Origin of the sequence: Kineococcus sp. R86509 (assembly GCF_042466365.1) — a bacterium.
Classification (GTDB): domain Bacteria; phylum Actinomycetota; class Actinomycetes; order Actinomycetales; family Kineococcaceae; genus Kineococcus.
Genome location: NZ_JAXHCE010000001.1, coordinates 3,301,103 through 3,325,590, shown reverse-complemented (window position 1 = coordinate 3,325,590; position 24,488 = coordinate 3,301,103). Strand labels below are relative to the sequence as shown.

Genomic DNA, 24,488 nt, shown 5'->3' with positions numbered 1-24,488 from the left:
GGTGAACCCGTGCCCGGGGGCTTCGCACCCCGGACCTGTCGAGTGCACGGGTCGTTCATTGCATCGCCACACGCCGCTGACCCCGGTCAGCCTGCGCCTCTTCCAGCTCGTCCCCGTCGTCCTGCACGTGCGGGAACTCACCGGCGGCCGGCCACGCCCCACCGTCGGTGACGACATCACCTGGTTCCTCACGCACCGCCCCGACGACCGGGTTCCCTGGCCGTCCGGATCCACCCGCCTGCACGCCTCGTACGAACCGCGGGGTTCCACCTCCGCCACGACGGGGTTCCCCGTCCGGGTCCAGGTGGTGAACTGGGCGGTCCGGGGGCCGGCCGACGACCGGCGCCCCGTCGGCGGCACGGAGGAACTGCGCGACGTCCACCGGCCCGGGAAGCTCCTCGCCGGTCGTGATCGCCGTGACGTGCACGTGCTCGTGGACCTCGCCGTGCGGCGCGCCTCAGCGACCGACGCGGTAGCGGACGTGGGTCGCGAGCGGTGAGTGGACGACCTCGACGGGGACGAGACCGGGATCGGTCACCCCGTCGAGGAGTCGCTCCCCCGCCCCGATCAGGATCGGGACGACGTCGAGGGCGAGTTCCTCGACCACGCCCGCGGCCAGCGCCTGCCGGACGGTGGAGGCACCGCCGGCGATGCGCACGTCGCCGGCCCCGGCCGCCTCCCGGGCGCGGGCGAAGGCGGCGTCGAAACCTTCGGTGACGAAGTGGAAGGTCGTCCCGGTCAGTTCCAGGGGGGCCCGCTCGTGGTGGGTGAGGACGAAGACCGGCGCGTGGTAGGGCGGTTCCTCGCCCCACCACCCGCGCCAGGTCTCGTCCGGCCACTCACCCCGGACCGGACCGAACATGTTGCGGCCCATGACCACTGCCCCCAGCGGGGCCAGCAGACCCGCGCGCCAGGCCGCGTCGGCCTCGTGGCCGGGCTCCCCGGAGCGGAACTGCCACTGGTGCAGCAGTTCGGTCCCGACCCCCATGGGGTGCTCGAGGCTCTGGTCCGGACCGGCGGTGAAGCCGTCGAGGGACACGGTCTGGTGGCAGACGACACGACTCATGCGGGTGGGACCTCCGTCGAGGGTGGCGCTCGGGATCGGTCAGGACTCAGCGGCCGGCGGGACGACCGTCCGCCACCTGGCGGACGGCGCCCGCCGCCTCGCACGCTCGGCGGGCCGGCCCCGGGTGCAGTCTGGGGGGCGACCGGTCGGCCGTCGACCGGAACACCCCGTCGAGAGGTCAACGATGACCACCACCACCAACATCACGAGCACCACGGGCTCCGTCACCCCCTTCGACCCCGAAGCGGCGGCCGCGCTGGCCGCCCTCGGGGGTTTCCCGCCCATCACCCCCGACCTCATCCCGGTCGTGCGCCAGGGCCTGCCCGGCCAGCTGCCCCCGAGCGACGAGGAACTCGCCCGCGACGGCGCCTTCACCGTCGAGGAACGCAGCGTCCCCGGTCCCGACGGCGCCCCCGACGTCAGCCTGCTGATCTGCCGTCCCACGACGACCGTGACGGGAGCGGTCTACTGGATCCACGGGGGCGGGATGGTCCTCGGCGACAACCGCGGCGGCATCGCCGAGGCCCTGGACTGGGCCCAGGAGTTCGGCCTGGTCGTCGTGTCGGTGGAGTACCGCCTCGCACCCGAGACGCCGCACCCCGGACCGGTCGAGGACTGCTACGCCGGGCTGGTCTGGACCGCGGAGCACGCGGGCGAACTGGGTTTCGACCCGGCGCGCATCGTCGTCGCGGGGGCCAGCGCCGGCGGCGGGCTGGCCGCCGCGGTCGCCCTGCTGGCCCGTGACCGCCGCGGTCCCGGACTGCTGGGCCAGCTGCTGATCTACCCGATGCTGGACGACCGCAACGACTCCCCGTCCGCGGTGCAGATGGCCGACACCGGGACCTGGGGCCGCACGGCCAACGACACCGGCTGGAGCGCGTTGCTGGGCGCGGCCAGGGGAGGCCCGGACGTCTCGCCCTACGCCGCGCCGGCCCGGGCTCAGGACCTGACGGGGTTGCCGCCGACGTTCGTCGACGTGGCCTCGGCGGAGAACTTCCGCGACGAGGACGTCGCCTACGCGAGCCGCATCTGGCAGGCCGGCGGGCGGGCGGAACTGCACGTCTGGCCCGGCGGGTTCCACGGTTTCGACGTGTTCGCCCCGCAGGCGGCGATCTCCCAGGCGGCCCGGGCCGCACGACGAGCGTGGCTGTCCCGCCTCGTGCAGGCCTGAACCGCTTCCCGTCGGGCCCCCGCGAGCGCAGGATGGGCTCGTGAGGGACCTGACGGTGCGACTCTCGGCGCTCGACCCCGACGCGGGGGCCGCGCTGCGCGTCGTGTCGTACTTCGACGAACTCGCCGCGGGGCACGCGGGTCTGCACGCGATCGTCCGCGGGGCGACGTCGCTCACCGGCAGTCCCGCCGGGCTCCTCGACGCGCGTCGGCACCTGCGGTTGCGGGTGAACTCCGCGGGCGAGAACGAGCCCGGCGAGGACGACGTCGCGGACGGGTCGTCGGGACCGGACCCGGCGTGGTTGAGCGCGGCCGTCGACGACGTGGCGGTCCTGTGGCTGGAACGGTCGGGTCCGCCCCGCGTCGTGGACGCGGTCGTGCTGGAACGCGCCTGCGCCCTGGCCCGCAGCGTCCTGGAACGCACCCGCCCGCTCGCGGCGTCGGCATCGCGACGTCAGGACGCGGACCTCCTGGAGGTCGTGCTCGACCCGCGGACGCCGCGCGACGACCGTCGTCGTGCGGCACGGAGCCTCGGCCTCGCACCCGAGACCCCCTGCCGCGCCGTCGCGGTGGTCGACGGCACCGCCCTGGTCCTCACCGGCCCGGTGGAACCCCCGCTCGGGTCGCGGCGGGCCGGGGTGGGACCGGTCGTGACGGTGGACGAGCTCCCGGGTTCCTGGGTCGCCGCCCGTCGCGCGCTGCGCCTCACCGCCGAGGGCACCGCGACCGACCCGGGGCCACGGATCGTCCACGCGGAGGCGGTGCAGGGGTTGCTGCTGCTGGCCGCGGCCGTGCCGGCCGGTGCGACCCCGGTTCCCGACGTCGGGGCCGTGGAACGCGCCGCCGTCCTCGCGCCCTGGATGCTGCGCACCCTGGACGTCCTGGCCACGACGTCCAGCCGGCGCGCGGCCGCGACGGAACTCGCGGTCCACCACTCGACGGTGCAGGCCCGGGTGCTCACCGCCCAGCGCGCGCTGGGCTGGGAACTGCAGGACGTGGCCGGGTTGCAGCGCCTGCAGCTGGCGCTCGTCCTGCGCCGGCTGCACCGGAACTCCTAGTGGTCTGGCGTGAAGTTCGTGATCGAGCCGGGGTGGTCTGCCAGGTGGGAGTGACCGGCCGAAGCGATCTGTTCCGGTGTTCAGTCCAGGCCTGAACCGTCGCGTCGCAGTCGTCGGGGCCCTCGAAGACTCCGTGACGCAGGACCTGGCGGACACAGATCCCCGAACACCGACTCGACCCACGAGGCGTGCACGGGAGTGTCGACGACCGTCACCCCCGGATGCTCGGAGAGCCACTGTCGGACGTGTTCGGGGGTTGTGGGCGGACCCGTTGTCCATGGCCAGGGTGAAGACCGGAGCGCGTTCGGACCGGAGGTTCCCGAGCAGGTCGGTGAACGCTGCGGAGTCCCTCCGCGTGGTGACGCACTGCATCGAGGCAGCCGCGGTGGCGACGTGCTGGTCCCAGTCCGGTGGCCCCGTCCTCGGTGTGCAGCTGCACGATGCTGCGCAGGGCGAACGGTGGGTGGACGCGACCGGGGTGATGCCGGTCGCGGCGACGCAACTGCTCACGACAGGAGTTCCGCAGTCGTCGTTGACGACCTGCGGACCGGCGTCCAGGGCCACGGCCCGACGGGAACTTCGCCCCTCCGCTCATCAGCCGGCGCCACAGCGCACGTCTTCCCGAGGAGGTCGTACCCCGATCGCCGTGCTGACCGTGGCGACAGCCACGTCGGCGACGGCCGCAACCACCCGTCACCGCGAGTCTGTCCACGCTCTTCTCACCCTCGAGAGCAGATCGGCTCGACTGGGGAGAAGACTGCCCTGCCTCGAGGTTCCCGTCCGGAGCAGCTACTTCTCGGCGCCGGCCAACGCACCCTTGACGAAGTACTTCTGGAGGAAGAGGTACACGACCAGGATCGGAGCCAGACCGATGAGCGCAGCTCCCGCTGCAGCGCCGATGTTGTTGCCTTGCGCCGAGAAGAAGGAGGCGACAGCGGGAGCGAGCATCCGCATCTCGGTCTTGCTGTTGATGTAGGAACTGAGGGCGTACTCGTTCCAGACGCTCGTCGAGGTGAGGATGACCACGGTAGCCATCACCGGACGCAGCGAGGGCAGCACGATGCGGAAGAACGTCGTGAGCAACCCCGCGCCGTCGATCGCGGCCGCCTCCTCCAGCGAGACGGGCAAGCTGCGGGTGAACTGGGTGAACAGGAAGATCGCCAGCGGCAGGTGCGTCGACGTGACCACCAGGATCAAACCGCCGAAAGTGTTGAGGACACCCCAGGACGAGAGCATCGAGTACAGGGGGACGAGGATGCTCAGCGGCGGAACCATCAACATTCCCAGGACCGCCAGGATCACCAAGCGGTTCCCCGTCGTGTTCCTCCGAGCCAGCGGGTAGGCCGCGAAGGAGGCGACGAGACACACCAGGGCCGTGCTGGCCACGGTGACGAGCAGGGTGTTCTGCAGAGCCCAGTCGAGCTTGCCGACGGAGACTGCTGTGGAGAAGTTGTCGAAGGTGACGCCCGACAGGGGGGGCAACCAGAGCGAGGACCCGTCGGTCGCCGGTTTCAGGGCGGTCGTCACCCCGAGGTAGAAGGGCGTCAGCTGCGCCAGCACGGCGACCACGATGAAGACCACCTTGACCACCTGCCCCGCTCGACCCTGTCGACGGTTGATGCCGGCGCTGCTCACGACGTCCTCCCCGAACGTTCCATCCGCATGATCAGGACCACGGAGACGGCCGCGATCAGAACGAACAGCGCCACCCCCATGGCCGAGGCGTATCCGGCCGCCTGCTGGCCGAAGTACGTGCGACCGATCAAGGTCGACACGCTCTGCGTGGCGTACCCCGGGCCGCCGCCGGTGAGGACCTGGATGACGTCGAATAGTTTGAGTCCGCCGATGAGGTTGATGATGACGCTGGAGACGATCGCCGGTTTGAGCAACGGGATGGTGACCAGCCGCAGGAGCTTCCACCCACGGGCGCCGTCGATCTCGGCCGCCTCGTTGATCTCTGTCCCGATCGACTGCAGCCCGGCGAGGTAGATGATCATCGAGGTACCGACGAACTGCAGGGTGTTCACGGCCACGATGATGACGACGGCACCGGTACTGCTGCTGAGCCACGCGACCCGGTCGAATCCGAGCCCGGTCACGACATCGTTCAGGGCACCGCGATCGTACTGGACGAGGAAGTAGTACATCATCCCCATGACGACCGGGGAGACCAGGACGGGAAGGTAGATGACCGCCCGCGCCACTGACTTGGCGCGGCCTCCGCCGTCGAGCGCGATGGCCAAGGCGAGGCCGATGACCTGCTGGAGCAACGTGCACCCGAACCCGTAGACCAGGGTGTTCCGCAACGCCGTGTGGAACACGGAGTCGGTCAACAACTGGCGGAAGTTGGCCCACCCCACGAAGGACTCGTTGTCGGTGTACCCGTCCCAGTTGGTGAAGGCGATGCCCACCCCCCGCACCAGGGGATACACGATGAAGACGCCGAAGAGCAGCAGCGCCGGGACGTACATCAGGTTCACCAGCGGTAGGCGACCACGCCGACGCATCGGGGCCGGCGCTGGAGCCGGTGCGGGCCGGCCGGCGACAGCGACGGCGGGACCAACGCTACTCACTGCTGCCCGTACAGGGTCTCGTACTGGCGCTGCATCTGGGTCACTGCGTCCTCGACACTGCCCTGACCGGAGATGACGGAGTCCGTGGTGGCCACGACGGTGTCCCAGGCGCCGTTGGGGAGGTAGACCCGGTCGAAGTAGGGCTTGACCGGAACCTTTCCCGGCGTGACGTACGCCTCGTAGCTGCTGGCGAGGCTGCCGAAGTCGACCTGCACGCTGCTCAGACCAGGTGCCGATCCCGTCGACTCCGCGAGAGCTGCGGCGTTCTCGGGTTTGGCCAGGTGGTCCAGGAAGGCGAGTGCGGCCTCCTTCTGGGTACTGGTCTTGGAGACGCCGAAGGCCAGGTTTCCTTCGCCACCGACGAGGTAGGGCTCGGCCCCGTGGGTCGGAGGCAACGGGCAGAAACCCAGGGCGGCGGCGGGTGCGTAGGTCAGGGCCTGACTGAGCAGGGACGTTCCCAGGAAGGCGAAGCCTGCCGTCCCGTCGGCGAGTGCGTGCGCCATGTCGTCCTGGGAGGCGGAGGCGTAGTCGGGGTTGAACCAGCGACCGTCGCGCCACTGCGCGACCCGCGTGAGCACCTCGTCGTAGGCGTCAGCCTGGAACGTACCGTCTTTCATCGCCTGCAGCTGCTCGTCCGTGAACGTGTCGATGGCCAGGTGGTCAGCGATGTGTCCAGCTGGCCCCTGATCCTTTCCGCTGCAGGAGATCGGTGTGATTCCAGCGGCGAGCAGGGCATCGGCAGCCGTACCGAAGGCCTCCCAGGACGTCAGCTGCGCCGCATCGACGCCGGCCGCGGCGAGCGCCTTCTGGCTGTACAGCACGCCCGCGACGTTGGTCTCGCCGGGGAAGGCGTAGATGTCACCGTTCGCGTCGCGCATCGAGGAGTCCAGCTGTGGGTTGACGTCAGCTGCCCACGACCTGTCCGTGAGTCGTTCCAGGAAGCTGGAGTAGCGCAGCAGCGACCAGCCGTGGGTCGAGAACAGGTCCGGGATGTCCTTGGAGGCCAACCGAACCTTCATCTGGTTCTCGAAACCCGTCGACACCGCCGTGACCTGAATGGCCTGACCGGTCTCCTGCTGGTAGCTCGCGACGATCTTGTTCATCGCCGCTGCCTGCGGGGTGTCGGCCCCCATGTTCACGAACATCTGCAGCGCCTTGCCCCCGGCGCTGTCACCGGCGGTGCTGCGACTGCACGCAGCCGATGCCATGAGGGAGGTGGTTGCCGCCGTGGCCAGGATCGCTCGGCGCGAGATGGTGGAAGGTGAGAGCTTCATCGCTGTCGTCCTCGGGTCGTGATCGGGCACCGCCCGCTCGGTCGGTGCTGGTGCTGGTGCTGGTTTGATGCTGTGGAACGTTCTGGAGTGGCTCGACCGCAGCGATCACGCCGGGGTGAGCTGGTAGACCCTGGCCGACGGACCAGCCATGCCCGGGCGCAAGACGATGCGGCCTTCCACGTCGTCGCGTCCCCAAGGCTGGAGAACACGGGGGTACACCTCCACGAGATCACCCGCGGTGGTTCCGGCGCCGAGGTCGAGCTGGATCTCCTGGCCCTCGTCATCCCCGCGGAACCAGCAGAAGAGCAAGGCTCGATCCGGGGTGTTCAACGTCAGGGTGACCGAGTCGCCGTACCACTGGGGGTAACCGGAGGGCCACCCTGGGACGGAGCGTGCGATGCCGTCCCGTAGATCCTTGGTGACCTGGACGGCGTCGCGCACGAGCGCGAACTGCGGTCCGTCCATCTGGTTGATGAACCCTGACAGGTAGAGTCGGCCGCTGAGTCCGGTCGTCATGCAGTAGGCGATCTCCTCCAGGCTCATCGTCGGTTGGGCGTAAGCCCAGTTCCCCGCCATCTCTGGCGGCATCTGCAAGGGCGCTCCCGCCGCGATCGCCGGGTACAGACGGAAGTCCTGCTGGTCGGAGGTCGACTGCAGGTCGAACAGCTCGAGCATCCCGAAGTCGGCCCGCATGGCACCCGAACTGCAGTTCTCGAAGACGACGGCGGGATGCCGTCGGCGCAGCCTGGAGAACCAGGCCAGGTGGGCCCGGTTGTGTCCCAGCAGGCCGGCACCGACGGACGTGGCCTCGTGATCAGTGCCCGGGCCCGGCGTGACGTTGTAGTCGAGCTTGAAGAACCCGACCTCGAAGTCCGCTACCAATCGATCGATCGTGTCGTCGAGGTGCTGCTGGGCAGCCGGGTGCCGAAGATCCAGGAAGAACCGCCGGTCCTCGCGGACCCGACGTCCGTGACGGCGCAGGAACGCCTCCTCCGGAAGTGTCCGGGCCAACGGGCTGTCCTGTCCGATGACCTCAGGTTCGAGCCACAGGCCGACCGTCATCCCCAGGTCCCTGATGCGCCGGGTGACGACCCCCATGCCTCCCCCGGGGAATCGTCGCGACGACGGTTCCCACGCACCTACGGTCCCCCACCAGCCCCCGTCGTCAGTGTCGTCGTACCAGCCGGCGTCGATGCAGAAGCATTCCGCCCCAGCGGCAGCGGCCGCTTCGACCAGCGGGAGCAGCGCCGCGGTGGTGGGGTCCCCACGGATGGTGTTCATGAAGTCGTTGTAGACCAGTAGCGAGCCTGCGTCCGCCGTGTGGTCCCGGCGCAGCCACCGGCGGTGAGCGGTGAGCTGAGCCAGCGCGGCAGTCGCTCCCCGCTCGGAAACTGCGAAGGATGCAGGGACCGACACGAAGGTCTCACCTGCCAGGAGCTCCTGCGACCAGTGGTGGTCCAGGTCTTCAGGACCGAGGAGGATCAGCGCGGTGGAGTCCTCCCCGACCCGACGGTCGACGACGTCCCAGCGCCATCCACCGTTGTGCTCGATCTGCCACGCCAGCGCTCGGCCCGTCACCCGGTTCTCCACCATGCCGGTGGGCAAGTGGCGCACCGTGGTCCAGGTGGACGTTCCCACGGCGCGGGCCGAGGATCGACCCGGCTGGTTCTGGATGCCCGAGTTGAAGTCGGCCAGTCCCATCTGCGACCAGAGAGGTTCTGCAGACCAACGGTTCTCGGCCAGCTGTTCACCGGTTCCGCGGTGAAGGAGCAGGTCACGCGGATCTTCATCCGGGGCGGTGAGAGTACCTGTGGCGAAGGACGTCACGGCTTCCAGGACCACGGGCGCTGACTTCGTGTTCTCGACCGTCGTGGTCACCCGAGCGGCTGCGACGTCGGGCGAGCATCGAAACGTCGAGGTGACGCGCAGACCCGTCCGAGGGTCGAACTGGGTGATGGCGAGAACTGCCTCGTCCTGCAGGTTGCTCGTCTCGTGCTCGAGGTAGCGCAGCCGCGCCCCGACCCCCGTGTGGGTGTGCCGGGTGGTGTTCCGGATGCGCCCGTCACCGGTGACCATGATTTCGACCAGGGGCTGGAGGGCCGAGGTGACCTCTGCCGTCCCGCCACCCCCGAGTCCGGCGACGCGGACCGGTTCGTCGACCCCCCAACGCAGCACGATCGCGAGTTCTCCGGGGCTCCACGTCAGACCGGAGTCGTCGGTGTGCATGCTCAGGTGGGGACGGCTCGGGTCGCGTTCGGCCGGCGAAGCGTGGGGGATGGTGACGAGCGTCGTGTCGAAGGGCAACTGAGGCTCCTGTGCTCCAGATAGCGTCTGACGTCCGATGTAAACGTTAATCATGAAAACGTTGATCAGGACTGTAGGGGGCTCTCACGCCAGATGCAAGGGAGCAGCACGATCAACTGCTGACGGATACACCACGACTCGGGACCGCAGCACGGGGTGAGTCCCCTCGAGTGGTGTAACTCCGGCCCGCCTCAGGACCCGCCCCAGCGTGTCCCACCAAGCAGGTGAGGGCCACCGCGTGAAGCTCTGCGAGTACCCGCCAAGGAACTCGTAGAAGGAGATCAACGCGATGGCCCTCATGGACCAGTCTGCCCTGTCCACCCTCACCGAAGCACTCACCACTGCCGACGACGGCACCTTCATGCGCCGAATCCTGCAAGGCGCCCTGCAAGCCCTCATCGATGCCGAAGCCGAGCACCACATCGGCGCCGGCCACCACGAACGCTCAGCCGGGCGCACGACCCAGCGCAACGGCACCCGCGACCGCCTCGTCGCCACCACCGCAGGTGACCTCGCACTGAAGATCCCCAAGACCAGGACGGGGTCGTTCTTCCCGACCCTGCTGCACCCTCGCCGGCGCATCGACCGGGCCCTGCACGCCGTCGTCATGGAGGCCTACGTCCACGGCGTATCCACCCGCAAGGTCGACGACCTCGTCGAGGCCCTGGGCGCTGAATCGGGCATCTCCAAGTCCGAGGTGTCCCGCATCTGCGCCGACCTCGACACCGAGGTCGCCACCTTCACCAGCCGCCCGTTGGACGCGCAGGCGACCCCATACGTGTTCCTCGATGCGACGTACTGCAAGGCCCGCGTCGGCGGTGACCAGCACGGCAAGGGCGCACGTGTCGTCTCTCAAGCAGTCGTCATCGCCACCGGCGTCACCGCGGATGGACACCGGGAAGTATTGGGCTGCAACGTCGGAGACGCCGAGACGTTGGCGTTCTGGAAGGAGTTCCTGACCTCACTGCGCGAGCGGGGTCTGCACGGGGTGCAGCTGGTGATCTCCGACCAGCACCGCGGTCTGGTCTCGGCGATCGAGCAGAGCATGACCGGCGCGTCCTGGCAGCGATGCCGGGTCCACTTCATGCGCAACGTCTTGAGTCGGGTCACGAAGGGGCAGTCAGACGCGGTCGCGGCGATGGTCCGCACCATCTTCGTCCAGCCCACCGCGGAGGCTGTCGGTGAGCAGGTCCGCGTCGTCGCCGACACCCTGCGCGCGCAGTTCCCTGCGGTCGCGGAGATGCTGGATGAGGCCGGTCCGGACGTGACGGCGTTCGCGGTGTTCCCCGAGGCGCACTGGAAGAAGATCTGGTCGACGAACCCGATCGAACGCCTGAATCGGGAGGTCAAGCGCCGCACTGACGTGGTGGGGATCTTTCCCAACGCCAAGGCCCTGCTGCGTCTGGCCGGGTGCGTGCTGATCGAGGCCCACGATGAGTGGCAGTCCGGGGAACGTCGCTACCTCTCCGAGGCCTCCATGGCCTTGCTGACTCCGCCCGAACCCACCGTCCTGCCCACCGCCGCGGTCACCGTGAACCCCGACACGGTCACCCCGCTCGACAGGACCGCCGCCCTCACGGCATAGTCCGAAACCGCAGCGCTTCACGCGCAGGAGTTACACCACTTCACGGGACTCCATCGCAGCACGCGTGCGTGAGTGCGTGACGCGGGCCAGCCTGTCCCGCAGCACTTCTGAGACTTCGGGCCCCGTCAGGGCCGCGGCTTCGAGCAGCTCTCGCGGACGATGATCCCCGACGTCGGTCGTCCAGCTCGATCAGCCCCGTGCAGGGGGTCCAGCAGCAACTCGAAGGCCGCGGCCCCCGCCCAGTCGAAGTCCATGCGGTAGGTGGTCAACGCAGGTACCCAGCACTGCGCCAGCGGTTGATCGTCGATCCCGGCCACGCTCACGTCTCGGGGCACCTCGCGTCCTGCTTCGTGCAACCCACGCATGACTCCGAGCGCGATCTCGTCGTTGGTGCAGAAGACCGCAGTGAGGGAGGGGTCTCCAGCCAGCCGCAAGCCCGCCAGTCGAGCCGACGCGGGTGTCCAGTCGCACATCACGGGCTCCGGGACGGGCACGCCTGCCTCCAGCAGCGCGTCGCGCCAACCCAGCTCCCGCGAGTGGACATCGCTGCCGAAGCCCGGGACCGCGACGTGGTGGACCGTGTGGTGGCCCAGGCCGAGCAGGTGGCGGGTCATGTCAGCGGCGGCGAGGCGGTCATCCACCATGACGTGCGGCACGTCGATGGTCAGTCCCAACCCGTTGGTCACGGTTGCCCACGGCACATCACCCAGCCTGGCCTGCAACGCCGGCGCGTCGTAGGTGTTCAGGTCCAACACGACCACCCCGACGACGGACTGGCCCAGGAGCACGTCCAGGGCCGAGCTCGCCTTCCCCACCACGTCCGGCTCGACGTAGGTCACCGCAACCAGGTACTCCCGGCTTCGCGCCCGCTCCTCGATCTGAGCCAGCATGCGTGCCCGTCCGTAGGACACCGTGTCCGGCGCGATGACCCCGACGATCGACTGCTGCCCCGACTTCAAGGTCCGGGCGGCGCTGTTGGGCCGGTAGGACAACTCCTCCATCGCGGCCAGCACGCGTGCCCTGGTGGCCGGACGAACGGGCACGGTGTCGTTCAGCACGCGGGAGACGGTCGGAAGCGAAACACCGGCGACGCGGGCCACGTCGACGATCGTGGACGCCTTGCGACGCGGACCCGGCATGAGCTGAATGCTAGTGGGTGAACGTCCGTGCCGAAGCCTCCAAGGCCACGCAGGGCCTGCTGCGCGGATCGCTGACAACCGAGCCAGCCAGCTCTGGATCGTGCCGACCGGCTAGGCGCGGGAATCGTCCTCCGGCAGCGCGTCGGCCAGCAGTTCCGCGAGGTGCTTGGGCTTGATCCCCGTGAGGTTGTCCGACTGGGTCCGGCAGGAGTACCCGTCGGCCACGACGACCGCGTCCCCGCGCTCGCGCAGCGCGGGCAGGAACGCGTGCTCGGCGACCTTCACCGACACGTCGTAGTGGCCCTTCTCGGCCCCGAAGTTCCCGGCCAGTCCGCAGCAGCCGTTCAGGACCTTCGCCTCGACCCCGGCCTTGGCCAGCAGGCGTTCGTCGGGCGAGAAACCCATGACCGCGTGCTGGTGGCAGTGCGGCTGGACGACGGCCTTCTGGTCCACCCGCGGCGGGATCCAGTCCGGACGCCGTTCCGCGATGAGTTCCGCCAGGGTCTTCACCCGACGTTCCAGCGCGTGGGCGCGGGGGTCGTCGGGCAGCAGTTCCGCGGCGTCCTCGCGCAGCAGCGCGGTGCACGACGGTTCCAGCCCGACCACGGGGATCTCGGAGTTCCCCAGCGCGTCGAGCGACGAGCGCAGCTGCCGCTTAGCTCCGTCGAGCTGCCCGGTGGAGACCCAGGTGAGACCGCAGCAGACCTGCTGCTCGGTGAGTCGCACCTGGAAACCGAGGTGTTCGAGGAGCTTCACGGCGGCCTGGCCGACCTCGGGGGAGAAGTTCTCGGTGAAGGAGTCCACCCACAGCAGGACGGGTTCGCCCGCACGTTCGGGGCGCCGTCGGAACCACGCCCGGAACGTCTCCTCCGCGAACGCCGGCAGCGGCCGGTGCTGGTCCACCCCACCCAGCGCCCGCGCCGTCCACGCCAGCGCCGGCACCGACGTCAGGGCGTTCACGACCTTCGGCGCGTAGGAGGCGAGCTTCGACCAGCGCGGCAACCAGCCCAGGAGGTAGTGGTTCATCGGCCGCAACCGGCCCGCGTAGAACTTGTCGAGGAACTCCGCCTTGTAGGTCGGCATGTCGACCCCGGCGGGGCAGTCCGCGCTGCACCCCTTGCAGGACAGGCAGAGGTCGAGGACGTCCTTGACCTCCTGCGAGCGCCAGCCGTCGGTGACGAGGGTGCCGTTGGCCATCTCCTGCAACAGCCGGGCCCGCCCACGGGTGGAGTCCTTCTCGTCACCGGTCGCCAGGTAGCTGGGACACATGACGCCGCCGGAGTCGGCGCGGCACTTGCCGACCCCGACGCAGCGGTGGACGGCGCGGGTGAGGTCGCCCTGGTCCTGGGAGTAGGCGAACTTCAGTCCCGAACGACCAGGCATGCCCAGCGCGTGCGCCGGCCGGGCCGAGGGGACGCGGAGGTCCGCGGCGACGTCGGCGGGTCGGACGATGATCCCCGGGTTCAGCAGGTCGTCGGGATCGAAGGCGCGCTTGACCTCCTCGAAGGCGGAGATCGCCTCGGCGTCGTACATCAGCGGCAGCAACCCACCGCGGGCCCGGCCGTCACCGTGCTCTCCCGAGAGGGAACCGCCGTGCTTCGCGACGAGCCGGGCGGCGTCCTCGAGGAACGCCTTCGCCACGGCGCCGCCGCCGTTCTCGTAGAGCGGGAAGTCGATGCGGACGTGGATGCAGCCGTCCCCGAAGTGCCCGTAGGCCAGCCCGTCGACACCGTGGGTCGCCATCAGCGCGTCGAACTCGCGCAGGTAGGCCCCCAGCCGTGCGGGCGGGACGGCGGCGTCCTCCCAGCCCGGCCACGCCGGCAACCCCTCGGGGGAACGCCCGGCCAGTCCGGCGCCGTCCTCGCGGATGCGCCACAACTTCCGCGCGGCGGCGGCGGTCGGGATGACGACGGAGTCCAGCGCCTGGGAGTCGCGCACCATCGCCTCCGCCGCGGCGAGGGACTCCTCCGGGGTCTCCCCGCCCATCTCCACGAACAGCCAGCCGTCGCCGCCGGGGAGGCCGTCGACGGAACCCCCGCGGCGCACGACGATGTCGGCGAGGCGACGGTCGATGCCCTCGACGGCGAGCGGGGCGTGCTCCAGCAGGGCGGGGGTCGCGTCGGCGGCCTCGTGCATCGAGGGGTAGCCGAGGACCACGAACGTCGTCGACGGGGACTGGCGCACGAGGCGGACCCGGGCGCGCAGGATCGTCACCAGCGTCCCCTCCGACCCGGTGAGCAGCCGGGCGAGGGCGGTCCCGGTGGGCCCGCCGGTCTCGGGCAGCAGGTGTTCCAGGGCGTAGCCGGACACCTGACGGCCGAACGTGGCGAACGAGGTCCGGATGATCCCGAGGTGGCGGGAGGCCACGGCCTGCAGCTCGGCGAGGAGGTCCGCGGGCGGGGCGTCGGTCCAGTAGCGGCGGCCGTGACCGTCGAGGACCTCGAGGGCGACGACGTTGTGCGAGGTCCGGCCGTAGGCCAGCGCGTGCGATCCGCAGGCGTCGTTGCCGATCATCCCGCCGACGGTGCAGCGGGCGTGGGTCGAGGGGTCCGGCCCGAACCGCAGGCCGAGTGGCGCGGCCTGGCGCTGCAGGTCGTCGAGGATGACGCCGGGCTCGATGAGCGCGGTCATGGTCTCGGGGTCGATCTCGAGGACGCGGTGGAGGTGACGGGAGAAGTCGAGGACGACCCCCTCCCCGATCGCGTTCCCCGCGACCGAGGTGCCGGCGCCGCGGGAGGTGAACGGGACCCCGAGACGGCGGCAGACCGCCCAGACGGCTTCGACGTCCTCGACCGTGCGCGGGAAGACGACGACCTGCGGGACGACGCGGTAGTTCGACGCGTCGGTCGTGTACTCCGCGCGGCGCCGGCTCGAGGCGTCCACGACGCCGGACCCGGCGGTGGTGCCGAGGGCGGCGTTCAGGCTGGTCAGCAGGTCCGCACCGGCAGCGGCCTCGGCGCGGGTCTCGTCGATCAGGGTCACGTGCCCAGTGTGCCGCCGCGCGGGCCGTGCTCCGCACCCAGCCACCCCCACCCGATCCGTGATCTTGCCGGGTCCCCCAGCGAGATCACGGGTGGGGGGTGAGGAGGGCGAGGTGGCGGGGGCTGACGTCGATCGTCAGCCGCTGCCCGCGGGTCAGGAGCAGCCGGTCCGCCTCGAGGCCGTCGCCGAAGACGACGAGCTCGTCGGAGAGCACGTCGAGGGTCAGGGCCTCGGCCCCGACCGACCCGGCGACGAGGTCGGCACCGGTGGTCCGCGAGGGCCACGCCTCGCGCACGAACCAGGCCAGGGTCGGATCGGTGGGCCCGGGCAGGGCGGCTCCCCCACGGGCGCGGGCGAGGGAGGCGAGCCAGCCGGTGGCGCCCGTCCCGGTCCCGCAGACGACCCCGCTGGAGGCCTGTTCCTCGCGCCGGTCCCCGCAGCCCAGCACGTAGCGGGCGGTCTGGTGGCTGTGGTGACCGACGAAGACCTCGTTGAGGGCGTGCAGCTCCTGCCCGTCGTCGGTGACCGCACGGACCATCGTCCGCTGCTCGCAGACGGGGCGGGATACGCTGCGGTGCAGCAGGTCCCGGGCATGCGCGGCGGGGTGGCGGACCAGGACACCGGCGTTGCGACCGGGGTCGGGGTCGATGCCCACGACGACCTGGCCGTCGAGGTACTTGGCGACGTTGGCCACCAGCCCGTCCTGCCCCACGACCACGACGACGTCCTCGGGGGCGAAGAGGAACCGGGAGAGGTCGGCGCGCTCGACCGTTCCCGTCCGCCAGTCCAGGGGGACGGCCGCGGCCACCGCGACCAGGGCGGCGCGCTGGCGTTCGTCGCCCGCCTCGAGGTCGTCGAGCGTGCGCCCGCGGGTCCGGAGGAAGAACTCCGCGGCTCCGCGGGTCCCGTGCCGGGCGATCGCGTCGGCGAAGGGGGTGCGGCGGTGGACCAGGACCGCGCGCGGGGCGAGGCTCACCGGGTACCGGCCAGCTGGGCGAGGGCCCCGGTGATGACGTCCGGGGTGAGGACGAGGGTCCCGATCTCGGGCAGCTGACCGGCGAACTCCCGCAGCGCGAGAGCGAGCAGGACCTCCGGTGGCGTACCGGCGACGGCGGCCATCCGGGCGGCCTCGGCGCCGGCGTCGGCCTCGCCCTGCAACCGGGTCGCGGTGGCGTGCGCCTGCGCCAGACGCTCCTCGCGCTCCGCCTCGGCGGTGGCCTGGACGGTGTCCGCGGCGGCGGCCTCCTCGACGGTCCGGCGCTGGTTGGCTCCGCGCTGGGCGACGAGCTGTTCCTCGCGCCGGGCGAGCTCGATCTCGTTCTGCAGCTCGTTCTCGCTGATGGCCCGTTCCCGTTCGACGGCGAGCGCCCGGCGCTGGGAGGTGGCGTGGTCGGCCTCGGTCTGCAACGCCTCCCGGGTCGGGGTGCCCAGCGCCTTCTCGACGTCGGGATCGGGGCGGACGGCGACGACGCGGGCGTCGACGAGGGCGAGGCCCGTCCTGGCGAGGCGGCTGTCGGCGGTGAGGCCCGCGGTGATGCGTTCCCGGGTCAGCGTCACCCCCCTGACCAGCACCTCGCGCAGCGGCAGCCGGGCGAGGACGTCGAGGACGTGCTGCTGGGCGGTCTCGGTGAGCAGCCCGGCCAGTTGCTGCAGCGGGGCGTTCCGCCACCGGCCGGTCACGGGGTCGAGGGAGAAGTCGACGCGGGTGGCGGCGAGCTCGGGGTCCTCGACGCGGAAGGTGACGGTGGCCTGGACGGTGACGTCGACGAAGTCGGCGGTGCGGGCGTGCAGGACGAGCGGGAGTTCGCGGTCGTCGACGGGCACCTCGGACAGGGCCGCGGAGAGCGGGCGGAACCAGAACGCCTGGCCGGTGCCGGAGTGCACGAGCTTCCCGCCGCGGTGGTGCACGACGTGGGTGGTCGGGGTGCTGCGCAGGTGCCGGGCGAAGGGGTAGCGGGTGATGTCGGCCATGTCGTCCTCCTCGGGACAGTTGTTGTCGTCGGAATGACGATAAGCCTGCACCTCACTAATCGTCAATCCGACGACAAGCCGGTACGCTGACCGGGTGACCTACCCCACCGTCGCCGTCACCGTGGACCTCGTCGTGCTCACCGTCCGGTCCGAGGGACTGTCCGTCCTGATCGTCGAACGCGGCGAGGAGCCGTTCCTCGGAGACTGGGCGCTGCCCGGGGGTTTCGTCCGACCCGACGAGGACCTGCTCGGCGCCGCCGAACGGGAACTCGCCGAGGAGACGGGACTCCCCCGCGGGTCGGTGCACCTGGAACAGCTCGCCAGCTACGGCGCCCCCGACCGCGATCCCCGCCAGCGCGTCGTGACGGTCTGCTACCTGGCCCTGGCCCCCGACCTGCCCACCCCGCACGCGGGCACCGACGCCGCCGACGCGCGCTGGGTACCCGTGCGCGAGGCCCGGGACCTCGCCTTCGACCACGACCGCCTGCTCGCCGACGCCGTGGAGCGCGCCCGGGCGAAACTGGAGTACTCACCGCTCGCGACGGCCTTCTGCGCCGAGGAGTTCACCGTCGCCGAACTGCGCCGGGTCTACGAGCAGGTCTGGGGGCACCCCCTGGACGCCCGGAACTTCCACCGCAAGGTCACCGGGGCCGAGGGTTTCCTCGAACCCGCCGGGGCGACCACGACGCGCGACGGCGGCCGACCGGCGCAGCTGTTCCGACGCGGGAGCGCCGCCACGCTGCAACCACCCCTGGTGCGCACCTGACAGCGACGGGAAACCCGACTAGGGTCGAACGTCGTGTCCGCCTACCCCGCCCTCGTCGCGGCGGGGTTCCGGCGGTTCTCCACCTACCGGGCCGCCACCGCGGCCGGTGCTCTGACCAACTCGGTGTTCGGCGCCATCAAGGCCGCCGTCCTCGTCGGCACGGTCTCCGGGGCCGGGAGTGCGGTCGCCGGCTACGACGTCGAGCAGGCCGCCACCTTCGCCTGGGTGACGCAGGCCCTGCTCGCCCCGGTCAACGTCTTCGCCGGCGACGAGGTCGCGCAGCGCGTGCGCACGGGGGACATCGCGGTCGACCTGGCCCGCCCGATCGACCCGCAGCTGGCCGCGTGGGCCACCGACCTCGGCCGCGCGGCGTTCATGTTCCTGCCCCGCGGCGTCCCACCCCTCGTGCTGGGGATCCTGCTCACCGGACTCGCGCTGCCGAGCGATCCGCGCAGCTACCTCCTCGGGTTCGTCAGCCTCGTCCTCGGCGTCTCGATCTCGTTCTCCGCGCGCTGGCTGGTCAGCCTGACCGCGTTCTGGCTCACCGAGATCCGCGGGATCCTCATGCTCTACACCGTCGTCGCGACGGTCCTCACCGGACTGGCGATCCCGGTCCGCTGGTTCCCGGACTGGCTCGGGACCCTCGCCCACGCGACCCCGTTCCCCTCGATGCTGCAGTCGCCCATCGACGTCCTCACCGGCACCGCGACGGGTGGCGCCGCGCTGGAACTCGTCGTGGTGCAGCTGGCCTGGCTGGCGGTCCTCGTGCTCGCCGGTCGGGTCCTGCTGGCGCTGGGGTCCCGACGACTGGTGGTGCAGGGTGGCTGAGGGCTCGACGGTCGCCGCCTACCGGGCCGTCCTGGGCAGCCGGGTGCGGGCCCAGCTGAGCTACCGGACGTCCTTCGTCGCCGACCTGCTCTCCAACCTGGGCATCGGGATCAGCGAGTTCGCCACGATCTACGTCGTCTTCTCGCGGACCTCCACCCTGGGCGGGCTGGACGTGTGGCAGGCGTCGCTGGTGTTCGCGCTGGCGAACGTGGCCTTCGCCCTCGCGGACCTCCTCGCCGGTCACCTCGACAACCTGCCCACCCACGTCCGCAGCGGAACCCTCGACGCGTTCCTGCTGCGTCCCCTCCCGGTCCTCGCCCAGCTGGCGACCTCCGACGTCTCGTTGCGCCGGATCGGTCGGGTGCTGGTCGGTGTCGTGGTGCTGTGCGTCGCGTGGCCGCACACCGGCATCGCGCTCGACCTGCGCGCCGTGGCCCTGCTCGCCACCGCGGTCGTCGGCGGGACCGCGATCTTCTCGGCGTTGTTCGTCATCGCGGGTGCCTGCCAGTTCTGGTTGCTCGACGGGAAGGAAGCGGTGAACTCCCTCACCTACGGCGGTTCCAACGCGGCGCAGTACCCCGCCTCGCTCTACGGGACACCGCTGCGGTGGTTGTTCTGCTACGTCGTCCCGGCGGCGTTCGTCGCCTACCTCCCCGTCCTGGCTCTGCTGGGGAACGACGGGCCCGCCGGCCTGCCCTCCTGGCTCGGGTGGTTCTCGCCGGTCGCGGCCGCCGCGCTCTGGAGCGTCGCCCTGCTGCTGTGGCGCCAGGGGATCCGGCACTACACGGGGAGCGGATCGTGAATCCGGCGCTGGAGGTCACCGACCTCGTCCGCGAGTACGTCGTCCGCGAGAAGGCCGAGGGGAGGTTCCGTCGGCAGCGTCGCGTCGTCCGCGCCGTCGACGGGTTGTCCCTGCGGGTGGACCCCGGGGAGTCGGTGGGGTTCATCGGCGCCAACGGCGCCGGGAAGTCGACGACCATCAAACTCCTCACCGGCATCCTCGTCCCCTCCGCCGGCAGCGTGCGGACGTGCGGGCTGGACCCGGTGGCCCGGCGTCGCGACCTGGCCCGCCGCATCGGGGTGGTGTTCGGGCAACGCAGCCAGCTCTGGTGGGACCTGCCGCTGAGCGAGTCCTTCCGCCTCCTCGCCGCGATCCACCACCTCCCCGCGGGGGTCTGGCGGCCACGGCTGCGCGACCTCGACGACCGGCTGGGGCTGGGCGAGTTCCTCACCACCCCCGTGCGGCAGCTGTCCCTGGGCCAGCGGATGCGCGGAGAGGTCGCGGCCGCGCTGCTGCACTCCCCCGAACTGCTGCTGCTGGACGAACCGACGATCGGCCTCGACGTCCTGTCCAGCGAACGGCTGCGCCAGTTCCTGCGGGCCGAACGCGCCGAACGCGGGACGACGTTGCTGCTGACGACGCACGACATGGGTGACGTGCAGCGTCTCTGCGACCGGGTGCTCGTCGTCGACCACGGTCGCGCCGCCTACGACGGCGACCTGCCCGGGCTGGTGCGCCGCGTCGGCGCCCGGCGCGTCCTCGTCGTGGACCTCACCGCACCCACCGGGCCGATCCACGTCGAAGGAGCCCAGCTCCTCGGCGTCGAGGCGGAGGGTCTGCGCCATCGGTTCGCCTTCTCGGCGGAGGAGACGACCGCCGCCGCGGTGCTGGCGGGAGTCTCCGCCCACGCCGAGGTGCGGGACCTGTCGGTGGAGGAACCCGACATCGCCGACGTGCTGCGCCAGCTGTACGCCAGTTCGGGGACCCCTCAGGCCGGGGTACCGCCGGAGAGCGCCAGGAGCTGACGGAGCACCCGGTCGTCGATCCCGAGTTCGGGTGCGGCCTCCCCGACGTCCGGGGCGAGGGAACGCACCTCGGTGTGCAGTTCCTCCATCCGGCGGTCCATCTGCTCGGCGACCGCCGCGGCCTCGGTGAGGCTCGCGGCCAGGTGACCGGGGACCTCGCCGTCGTACTTGTAGTAGATCTTGTGCTCCAGGCTGGCCCAGAAGTCCATGGCGATCGTCCGGATCTGGACCTCCACCGTCACCGGGACGGGGCCGTCGGAGAGGAACACCGGGATCTCGACGATGGCGTGCAGGCTCTTGTAGCCGTTGGGTTTCGGGTGCGCGATGTAGTCCTTGACGGCCAGGACGCGGATGTCCGCCTGTCCCGTGAGGATCTCGAGCATCCGGTACGTGTCGGCGATGAAGCTGCAGGTGATGCGGACCCCCGCGATGTCGGTGATGTGTTCGCGGATGGTCTCGAACGACGGGTCCAGCCCACGACGGACGACCTTCTCGAGGATGCTCGTCGGGGACTTCACCCGGGACGTCACGTGCTCGATGGGGTTGTAGCGGTGCAGGTGGGTGAACTCCTCGCGCAGGATCGAGACCTTCGTCAGCACCTCGTCGACGGCGAAGCGGTAGGCCATCATGAACCGGACGAAGTCCTCACGGACGCGACGGAACGCCTCGAGATCGGCTGCACCGTAGGAGTTCTCTCCCGTCTCCACGGACACCACGCCCATCGCGCACCTCACCTCTCCACCGTCGGAGCCTGCCCTGTGAACGCGCTGCGGCACGTCGTGGTTCCGGATCAGGTGGGCAGGTCGGCCGCCAGGGCCACCGCGCCCGCTGCGATCCCCTGCAGGGCGGCGAGGTGCGCGGCGAGCTTCGCGCGCCCTTCTCCCGTCAACGAGACCCAGGTGCGCGGTCGTTTGCCGACGAAGCCCTTGCGGACCGTGACGTGGCCGGTCTCCTCCAGACCGGACAGGGTCCGGGACAGCGCGGAGTCGGTGAGTTCCAGCCGGTCGCGGACGGTCTTGAAGTCCGCCTCGACGCAGCCGGAGAGGAAGGCGACGACGGCGAGCTTCGTCGGGTGCTGGACCGCGGGGTCGAGGGCCGGTTCGACGCTCACGCCCGCCCCGTCCGGGAGAACTGCCACCAGGCGGTCGCGCCGAACCCCAGTCCCAGCAGGAGCAGACCGGAGCCCTGGTCGACCGCGAAGACGACCATCGACACCAGCAGGACCACCCCGCTGACCAGGTGCTGGCGGGGTCCCTGGCGGACCCGGGGGCGCAGGCCACCACGGGAGGCCGTGAACCCCACCGCGACCAGGAACGCCACGATCAGGACGAACCCGGGGACGGCCCAGCGCCAGTCCGTCGTCCAGGCGGTGACGGCCAGCAGGGCGAAGCCGGCGCTGTAGGCGAGGGCCATCGCCGGCGGCAGCCAGCGCGGCAGCGGGGCCGGTCGGGCGGCGGCCAGGGCGGTGGAGACGGTCTGCAGGTCGGCCTGGGCACGGTCGGCGGAGGTCATGCCTCAGTTCTACCGGAGTACTTTCCAGACGCGCAAGTACTCCCGCGTCGCGAGGTACTTCGCGTCAGAGCCGATCCTTGGCCCGTCCGAGCACGGGGGTCCAGCCGGCCACGGTCCGGCCCGCCACGATCCGGCCGTCCACGAAGAACGGATCGGCGTCCAGGGTCGCCTCGACGTCCGCGGCGGTCTCGGCCTCGAACACGAGGAACGCGCCCTCGGCGTCGGTCGGACCGGACAGGACGAGGGCGTCGCCCAGCGAGGCGAGCCACTCGCGGTGGGTGGGGCGGACGGCGTCGCGGGCGGCGACGTCCGGGGAGTAGGCGTAGGTCACGACGAAGAAGGACATGGCCCGGACGCTACCGGGACGATCCTCGCCGGGGTCGCGGCGACGGTGGTCAACCGCGGCACGAAGAACCCGACGAGCGGTCCGACCCCCAGTGCGAACGCCACCGTGCCGACCCCGACGTTGCCGCCCAGGACCCAGCCGACCGCCAGGACCGACACCTCGACGACCGCGCGGGCGAGCCAGAGGGGCAGACCGGTCCGCCGGTGCAGGCCGGTCATCAGCCCGTCCCGCGGCCCCGGCCCGAAACCCGCCCCGAGGTAGAGCCCGCTCGCGACCGCCAGCAGCGCCAGACCGACCGCGAACAACGGGATCCGGACGAGCAGCGCGTGCGGCGCGGGGAGCAGGTCGACCGTCGCCTCGATCGCCGTCCCCACGAGCAGGACGTTCAGCACGGTCCCCACTCCTAGTCTCTGCCGCAACGGGATCCACAGCACCAGGACGGCGAGCCCGATGAGGTTCGCGAGCCAGCCCAGGCCAATCCCGGTGTGTCGCGAGACCCCCTGCGCGAAGACCGTCCACGGCCCGACCCCGATCCCGGCGAGGACCATCAGCCCCTCGGCCACGCCGTAGAGGCCGAGGCCGACGAGGAGACGGGCGATGCGGGCACCGAGCACTGGACTTCTCACAGCACGGATTGGACCGCACTCCGCTCTCGCCCCGACAGTGCCAATCCGGCTACCGTGGACTGGTGCCCAGCCTGTCCGCGTCCACCCTCGGCCACCTCCTCGGCGACTGGCGCGACACCGGCCCGGCCCTGCGGGCGCTCGCCGAGCGGATCCGGTTGCTGCTGCTGGACGGGCGCATCACCTCGGGCACCCGGTTGCCCGCCGAGCGTGAGCTCGCCGCCGTCCTCGCGCTCAGCCGGACGACCGTCGCCGCGGCCTACGCGCACCTGCGCGAGACCGGGTACGTCACCAGCGTGCGAGGTTCCGGCAGCGTGATCGCCCTCCCGGCCGTGACACCCCCGGGGGACGCCCGACCCGCCCACGTCGAGATCGACCTGACCCGGGCGGCCCTGCCCGCCGCCACCACCGTCCTCGACCTCTCCCGGCAAGCGGTCGAGGACCTGCCCCGCTACCTCTCCGGAGTCGGCTACGACCTCGTCGGCCTCCCGGAACTACGCACGCAGCTCGCCCTCCGCTACACCGCGCGAGGTCTGGCGACGCGGCCGGACGAGGTCCTCGTGACCCTCGGCGCCCAGCACGCCGTCGGCCTGCTGGCCCGTGCCCTGACCTCCCCGGGGGACCGGGTGCTGGTCGAGTCCCCGGGGTACCCGCACGCCCTGGACGCCGTCCGCGCCGTGGGTGGTCGTCCGGTCGCCGTCCCCGTGGCACCGACGACCGCCACGTCGCCGGGAGGCTGGGACCAGGAGTCGCTCGAGGAGGCCTTCGCCCGCACCCGCCCCGCGCTCGGGTACCTGATGCCGGGGTTCCACAACCCCACCGGCTCGGTGATGCCCGCCGCGCAGCGCCGGCGGGTCTGCGAACTCGCCCGCCGCTACGGGACCCGGCTCGTCGTCGACGAGACCACCAACGACCTCGCGATCGACGGGGAGGTCCCACCCCCGTTCCCCTCCGACGTGATGCACGTCGGCTCGGCGGCCAAGACCCTCTGGGGTGGCCTGCGGATCGGCTGGATCCGGGCCGACGCCGCCACCGTCCGCCACCTCGCCGAACGTCGCTCCCCGTGGGAACTCGGGACCCCGGTCCTCGACCAGCTCGTCGTCGCCCGGGCCCTGCCGGACCTCGACGCGGTCCTGGCCGCACGGGGCGTCGAACTCCGGGCCCGCCGCGACGCCCTCCTCTCGGAGGTCGGCGACCGGTTGCCCGAGTGGGAACTCCCCGTCGTGCCGGGTGGCCTGGCGTTGTGGGTGCACCTCGGCCGCGCGCTCAGCTCGCCGTTGGCGGTCGCCGCGCGCCGCTACGGCGTGCACGTCACCGCGGGCCCGCGCTTCGGGGTGGACGGCGCGTTCGAGCGCTACCTGCGGCTGCCGTTCGGGGCCGACCCGGAGACCCTGCGCGAGGCGGTGGCCAGGCTCGCGCACGCCTGGAACGACGTCCGGGCGACGGCCCCCTCGCCGTCGCCCTTCGCCGTCCTCGTCTGACGCC

General features: G+C 71.2%; 23 protein-coding genes. 9 read left to right on the top strand and 14 right to left on the bottom strand.

Features of this window, described 5'->3' with window-relative positions; genetic code table 11:
• Window positions 1-58: 58 nt before the first annotated feature.
• The gene (locus tag SJY07_RS16230) at window positions 59-499 is read left to right on the top strand and encodes a hypothetical protein (protein WP_328293194.1); all 441 of its coding nucleotides are present in this window, start codon (window positions 59-61) and stop codon (window positions 497-499) included.
• Here the strand turns inward: SJY07_RS16230 and SJY07_RS16225 are convergent.
• The gene (locus SJY07_RS16225) at window positions 458-1,066 is read right to left on the bottom strand and encodes a dihydrofolate reductase family protein (RefSeq protein ID WP_328293195.1); all 609 of its coding nucleotides are present in this window, start codon (window positions 1,064-1,066) and stop codon (window positions 458-460) included. The genes SJY07_RS16230 and SJY07_RS16225 overlap by 42 nt on opposite strands.
• Before the next feature lie 184 nt (window positions 1,067-1,250).
• Between SJY07_RS16225 and SJY07_RS16220 the strand changes: the two genes are divergently transcribed.
• Both SJY07_RS16220 and SJY07_RS16215 read left to right on the top strand, forming a co-directional pair.
• Window positions 1,251-2,237 (top strand): alpha/beta hydrolase fold domain-containing protein, encoded by a 987-nt coding sequence (locus tag SJY07_RS16220; RefSeq protein ID WP_380160497.1) that lies wholly within the window; start codon window positions 1,251-1,253, stop codon window positions 2,235-2,237.
• 40 nt (window positions 2,238-2,277) lie between these two features.
• Window positions 2,278-3,294 (top strand): helix-turn-helix domain-containing protein, encoded by a 1,017-nt coding sequence (locus tag SJY07_RS16215; RefSeq protein WP_380160495.1) that lies wholly within the window; start codon window positions 2,278-2,280, stop codon window positions 3,292-3,294.
• 789 nt (window positions 3,295-4,083) lie between these two features.
• On the opposite strand, the gene SJY07_RS16210 is transcribed toward SJY07_RS16215, so the two are convergent.
• The 4 genes from SJY07_RS16210 to SJY07_RS16195 form a co-directional block, all read right to left on the bottom strand.
• Complete coding sequence (locus SJY07_RS16210; RefSeq protein ID WP_380160493.1) at window positions 4,084-4,929, bottom strand: carbohydrate ABC transporter permease; 846 nt, start codon at window positions 4,927-4,929, stop codon at window positions 4,084-4,086.
• Window positions 4,926-5,765, bottom strand: coding sequence for a sugar ABC transporter permease (locus SJY07_RS16205; RefSeq protein ID WP_328296231.1), 840 nt, complete (start codon window positions 5,763-5,765; stop codon window positions 4,926-4,928). Before SJY07_RS16205 ends, SJY07_RS16210 begins: the two co-directional genes overlap by 4 nt.
• Before the next feature lie 98 nt (window positions 5,766-5,863).
• Complete coding sequence (locus SJY07_RS16200) at window positions 5,864-7,141, bottom strand: extracellular solute-binding protein (RefSeq protein ID WP_380160491.1); 1,278 nt, start codon at window positions 7,139-7,141, stop codon at window positions 5,864-5,866.
• 105 nt (window positions 7,142-7,246) lie between these two features.
• On the bottom strand, window positions 7,247-9,445 hold the full coding sequence (locus tag SJY07_RS16195) for a glycoside hydrolase family 36 protein (protein WP_380160489.1): 2,199 nt from the start codon (window positions 9,443-9,445) through the stop codon (window positions 7,247-7,249).
• A 289-nt stretch (window positions 9,446-9,734) separates the two neighbouring features.
• Between SJY07_RS16195 and SJY07_RS16190 the strand changes: the two genes are divergently transcribed.
• Window positions 9,735-11,030: an IS256 family transposase gene (locus SJY07_RS16190; RefSeq protein ID WP_380156340.1), complete on the top strand. Its 1,296-nt coding sequence runs from the start codon at window positions 9,735-9,737 to the stop codon at window positions 11,028-11,030.
• 125 nt (window positions 11,031-11,155) lie between these two features.
• Here the strand turns inward: SJY07_RS16190 and SJY07_RS16185 are convergent, their stop codons facing one another.
• From SJY07_RS16185 to SJY07_RS16170, 4 genes are all read right to left on the bottom strand, one after another.
• Entirely contained in the window at window positions 11,156-12,169 is a 1,014-nt protein-coding gene (locus tag SJY07_RS16185; RefSeq protein WP_380160488.1) for a LacI family DNA-binding transcriptional regulator, read from the bottom strand.
• 111 nt (window positions 12,170-12,280) lie between these two features.
• Entirely contained in the window at window positions 12,281-15,151 is a 2,871-nt protein-coding gene (locus SJY07_RS16180; RefSeq protein ID WP_380160486.1) for an FAD-binding and (Fe-S)-binding domain-containing protein, read from the bottom strand.
• Window positions 15,152-15,236: 85 nt separating this feature from the next.
• Window positions 15,237-16,127: a hypothetical protein gene (locus SJY07_RS16175; protein WP_380160485.1), complete on the bottom strand. Its 891-nt coding sequence runs from the start codon at window positions 16,125-16,127 to the stop codon at window positions 15,237-15,239.
• Window positions 16,124-17,122 carry an SPFH domain-containing protein gene (locus SJY07_RS16170; protein WP_328293204.1) on the bottom strand — a complete coding sequence of 333 codons (999 nt, stop codon included), beginning with the start codon at window positions 17,120-17,122 and terminating at the stop codon, window positions 16,124-16,126. Before SJY07_RS16170 ends, SJY07_RS16175 begins: the two co-directional genes overlap by 4 nt.
• Window positions 17,123-17,216: 94 nt before the next feature.
• Here SJY07_RS16170 and SJY07_RS16165 point away from each other — a divergent pair, with 94 nt between their 5' ends.
• From SJY07_RS16165 to SJY07_RS16150, 4 genes are read left to right on the top strand one after another with little or no spacing between them, the layout of a single operon-like run.
• Window positions 17,217-17,888 carry an NUDIX domain-containing protein gene (locus SJY07_RS16165; protein ID WP_380160482.1) on the top strand — a complete coding sequence of 224 codons (672 nt, stop codon included), beginning with the start codon at window positions 17,217-17,219 and terminating at the stop codon, window positions 17,886-17,888.
• A gap of 33 nt (window positions 17,889-17,921) precedes the next feature.
• Window positions 17,922-18,716, top strand: a complete 795-nt coding sequence (locus SJY07_RS16160) for an ABC-2 family transporter protein (RefSeq protein WP_328293206.1) — start codon at window positions 17,922-17,924, stop codon at window positions 18,714-18,716.
• Complete coding sequence (locus tag SJY07_RS16155; RefSeq protein ID WP_328293207.1) at window positions 18,709-19,518, top strand: ABC-2 family transporter protein; 810 nt, start codon at window positions 18,709-18,711, stop codon at window positions 19,516-19,518. Before SJY07_RS16160 ends, SJY07_RS16155 begins: the two co-directional genes overlap by 8 nt.
• Window positions 19,515-20,522 (top strand): ATP-binding cassette domain-containing protein, encoded by a 1,008-nt coding sequence (locus SJY07_RS16150; protein WP_328293208.1) that lies wholly within the window; start codon window positions 19,515-19,517, stop codon window positions 20,520-20,522. The genes SJY07_RS16155 and SJY07_RS16150 overlap by 4 nt, the downstream gene beginning before the upstream one ends.
• Here the strand turns inward: SJY07_RS16150 and SJY07_RS16145 are convergent.
• The 5 genes from SJY07_RS16145 to SJY07_RS16125 all read right to left on the bottom strand — a co-directional run bounded on the left by SJY07_RS16145 (window position 20,486) and on the right by SJY07_RS16125 (window position 23,006).
• Window positions 20,486-21,244 carry a GTP pyrophosphokinase family protein gene (locus SJY07_RS16145; protein ID WP_328293209.1) on the bottom strand — a complete coding sequence of 253 codons (759 nt, stop codon included), beginning with the start codon at window positions 21,242-21,244 and terminating at the stop codon, window positions 20,486-20,488. The two genes, SJY07_RS16150 and SJY07_RS16145, sit on opposite strands and share 37 nt — an antisense overlap.
• Window positions 21,245-21,312: 68 nt before the next feature.
• Window positions 21,313-21,633 carry a transcriptional regulator gene (locus SJY07_RS16140; RefSeq protein WP_328293210.1) on the bottom strand — a complete coding sequence of 107 codons (321 nt, stop codon included), beginning with the start codon at window positions 21,631-21,633 and terminating at the stop codon, window positions 21,313-21,315.
• Window positions 21,630-22,034: a hypothetical protein gene (locus tag SJY07_RS16135; protein ID WP_328293211.1), complete on the bottom strand. Its 405-nt coding sequence runs from the start codon at window positions 22,032-22,034 to the stop codon at window positions 21,630-21,632. Before SJY07_RS16135 ends, SJY07_RS16140 begins: the two co-directional genes overlap by 4 nt.
• Window positions 22,035-22,098: 64 nt before the next feature.
• Complete coding sequence (locus SJY07_RS16130) at window positions 22,099-22,380, bottom strand: YciI family protein (RefSeq protein WP_380160478.1); 282 nt, start codon at window positions 22,378-22,380, stop codon at window positions 22,099-22,101.
• Entirely contained in the window at window positions 22,362-23,006 is a 645-nt protein-coding gene (locus tag SJY07_RS16125; protein WP_380160476.1) for a YitT family protein, read from the bottom strand. Before SJY07_RS16125 ends, SJY07_RS16130 begins: the two co-directional genes overlap by 19 nt.
• A gap of 62 nt (window positions 23,007-23,068) precedes the next feature.
• Between SJY07_RS16125 and SJY07_RS16120 the strand changes: the two genes are divergently transcribed.
• Complete coding sequence (locus SJY07_RS16120; RefSeq protein WP_380160474.1) at window positions 23,069-24,484, top strand: PLP-dependent aminotransferase family protein; 1,416 nt, start codon at window positions 23,069-23,071, stop codon at window positions 24,482-24,484.
• Window positions 24,485-24,488 lie beyond the last annotated feature (4 nt).

Coding starts and splice junctions, on each gene's coding strand:
- SJY07_RS16145 (WP_328293209.1), bottom strand. CDS start 21,244: ATGGGCGTGGTGTCCGTGGAGACGGGAGAGAACTCCTACGGTGCAGCC.
- SJY07_RS16220 (WP_380160497.1), top strand. CDS start 1,251: ATGACCACCACCACCAACATCACGAGCACCACGGGCTCCGTCACCCCC.
- SJY07_RS16130 (WP_380160478.1), bottom strand. CDS start 22,380: ATGTCCTTCTTCGTCGTGACCTACGCCTACTCCCCGGACGTCGCCGCC.
- SJY07_RS16205 (WP_328296231.1), bottom strand. CDS start 5,765: ATGTACGTCCCGGCGCTGCTGCTCTTCGGCGTCTTCATCGTGTATCCC.
- SJY07_RS16200 (WP_380160491.1), bottom strand. CDS start 7,141: ATGAAGCTCTCACCTTCCACCATCTCGCGCCGAGCGATCCTGGCCACG.
- SJY07_RS16225 (WP_328293195.1), bottom strand. CDS start 1,066: ATGAGTCGTGTCGTCTGCCACCAGACCGTGTCCCTCGACGGCTTCACC.
- SJY07_RS16190 (WP_380156340.1), top strand. CDS start 9,735: ATGGCCCTCATGGACCAGTCTGCCCTGTCCACCCTCACCGAAGCACTC.
- SJY07_RS16135 (WP_328293211.1), bottom strand. CDS start 22,034: ATGACCTCCGCCGACCGTGCCCAGGCCGACCTGCAGACCGTCTCCACC.
- SJY07_RS16185 (WP_380160488.1), bottom strand. CDS start 12,169: ATGCCGGGTCCGCGTCGCAAGGCGTCCACGATCGTCGACGTGGCCCGC.
- SJY07_RS16170 (WP_328293204.1), bottom strand. CDS start 17,122: ATGGCCGACATCACCCGCTACCCCTTCGCCCGGCACCTGCGCAGCACC.